This is a genomic window from Saccharomonospora iraqiensis subsp. iraqiensis (assembly GCF_000430445.1).
GTDB classification, from domain to species: Bacteria; Actinomycetota; Actinomycetes; order Mycobacteriales; family Pseudonocardiaceae; genus Saccharomonospora; species Saccharomonospora iraqiensis.
In genome coordinates this window covers 1-1,967 of sequence record NZ_AICW01000307.1, presented here as the reverse complement: position 1 = coordinate 1,967, position 1,967 = coordinate 1, and the positions used below count along the sequence as shown (strand labels likewise).

General features: G+C 74.4%; 2 protein-coding genes. Both read left to right on the top strand.

Features of this window, described 5'->3' with window-relative positions; translation table 11 throughout:
- A partial coding sequence (locus tag ACTIR_RS20900; protein WP_034237482.1) for an MFS transporter occupies window positions 1-1,388 on the top strand: 1,388 nt, incomplete at its 5' end.
- 10 nt (window positions 1,389-1,398) lie between these two features.
- The gene (locus ACTIR_RS0100150; RefSeq protein ID WP_026452772.1) at window positions 1,399-1,902 is read left to right on the top strand and encodes a DUF2771 family protein; all 504 of its coding nucleotides are present in this window, start codon (window positions 1,399-1,401) and stop codon (window positions 1,900-1,902) included.
- The last annotated feature ends 65 nt before the right edge of the window (window positions 1,903-1,967 follow it).

Below are 1,967 nucleotides of genomic sequence, written 5' to 3'. Positions count from 1 at the left end.
GCCGGCGGATGCCGCGGAAGCTGACCGTCACCCGGGTCGCCGCGCTGCGCGGCCGTGAGCTCGGCGGCAACGCCGTCGCGCTGTTCCAGCGGGCCACGCGGGCGGACGGGGCGGACAGGTCCGGGCTGACCTCGCTGACGTACGCGGTGATGCTGAACTACGCCAGCGACGCCGCCATGGCCGTGGCGCTGGCGAACACCCTGTTCTTCGCCGCGAGCAGCGGGGAGAGCCGCGGCCGGGTCGCCCTCTACCTGTTGATCACCATCGCGCCGTTCGCCCTGGTGGCGCCGGTGATCGGCCCCGCGCTCGACCGCATCCAGCGGGGGCGCAGGCTGGCCATGTGCCTCGCCTCGGTGGGCGCGGCCCTGATGTGCGTGGTCATGGCGCTGAACTTCGACACCTGGCTGTTGTACCCGGCCGCGCTCGGCAAGATGGTGCTGTCGAAGTCGTTCCTGGTGCTCAAGGCCGCCGTGACGCCCCGGGTGCTGCCGCCGGAGATCACGCTGTCCACGACCAACGCCCGGCTGGCCGTGTTCGGCCTCGCCGCGGGCGGGGTGTTCGGCGCGGTGGCGAGCGGGGTGAACTGGGCGTTCGGGTCGGCGGGCGCGTTGTGGTTCACCGCCGTGCTGTGCGTGGCGGGGGCGGTGCTGTCTCTGCGGATCCCGGCGTGGGTGGAGGTCACCGAGGGCGAGGTGCCCGCCTCACTGACCGCTCCCCGCCCGGCCGCGACCCGGCGGCAGCCGTTGAGCAGGCACGTCGTGGTGGGGCTGTGGGGCAACGGGTCGATCCGGGTGCTGACCGGCTTTCTGATGATGTTCGCCGCGTTCGCGGTGAAGGCGCAGACCGAGGACGCGGGGCAGAGTCCGTTCGTCCAGCTCCTGCTGCTCGGTGTGATCGGCGCGGCGGCGGGGGCGGGCGGTTTCCTCGGCAACGCGCTCGGCTCCCGGATGCGGCCCGGCCGGCCCGACCAGCTCGTGCTCGGCTGTGTGGCGGCCACGCTGGCCTCCACCGTGCTCGCCGCGGTGCTGTCCGGCCTGGCCACGGCGGCCGTGGTGGGTCTGGTGGGCGCGACGGCGAGCGCGCTGGCGAAGAACAGCCTGGACGCGGTCATCCAGGACGACCTGCCCGAGGAGTCCCGCGCGTCGGCGTTCGGACGGTCGGAGACGGTCCTGCAGCTGGCATGGGTGTCCGGTGGGGCGGTGGGGCTGCTGCTGCCGCCGACGTACTGGATCGGGTTCCTCGTGGTGTCGGCGCTGCTCGCGCTCGGGTTGGCCCAGACCTGGCTGGTGCGGCGCGGGACGTCGCTGCTGCCCTCCCGGTTGCCCGGGCGCCGGAAGCAGCGTACGCGGGGCAGCCCCGAGACCGCTCCGGTCGGCGGCGGCTCGTAGTCTCGCCCATATGCGACGCAAAGTAGTAGCACGCGTGGCGCCGCTGGCGGCCGGTGCGGCCGTGCTGGCGGGCTGCTCGGCGCCCGCACCCCCCGAGGTCACCTTCTACGCCGACGGGGAGTCGGTGCGCGCGGAGCCGTGGCGCTACTGCGACGCGCTGGTGACCTCCTGCGAGTCCCACGGAGAGCGCCCGGTTCTCGACGTGCGGGCGGGCGAGCCGGTGCAGGTCTCGGTTCCCGCGGACGTCGCCGAGACCCCGTGGCTGGTCAACGTCCAGTACACCGACTCCGCGGGGACGGTGCGGCCGATCCGGCAGGAGGTGTTCACCCCGGGCGAGCGGCACGCCTACACCGCCGTGCCCCAGGCACCGGCCGAACAGCTGCTCGTGGTGGAGGTCCAGCAGCTCGGCGGGTCCTACGCGGCCGACGCGGAGGGCAACCCGATCGTCGACGAGTCCGGGCGGCCCCAACTCGTCGCCCGCGCCGTGTGGTCCCTGCGGATCGACCCGTCCTGACGGCCCCGGCCCCGCGGGCCCGGTCGCGTCCCACCGCGCAGGCACACCCGCGACCCGCGGTGGGA

What these genes read in the sequence shown, in the direction of transcription:
- ACTIR_RS0100150 (WP_026452772.1), top strand. Translation starts at nt 1,399, where the DNA reads ATGCGACGCAAAGTAGTAGCACGCGTGGCGCCGCTGGCGGCCGGTGCG.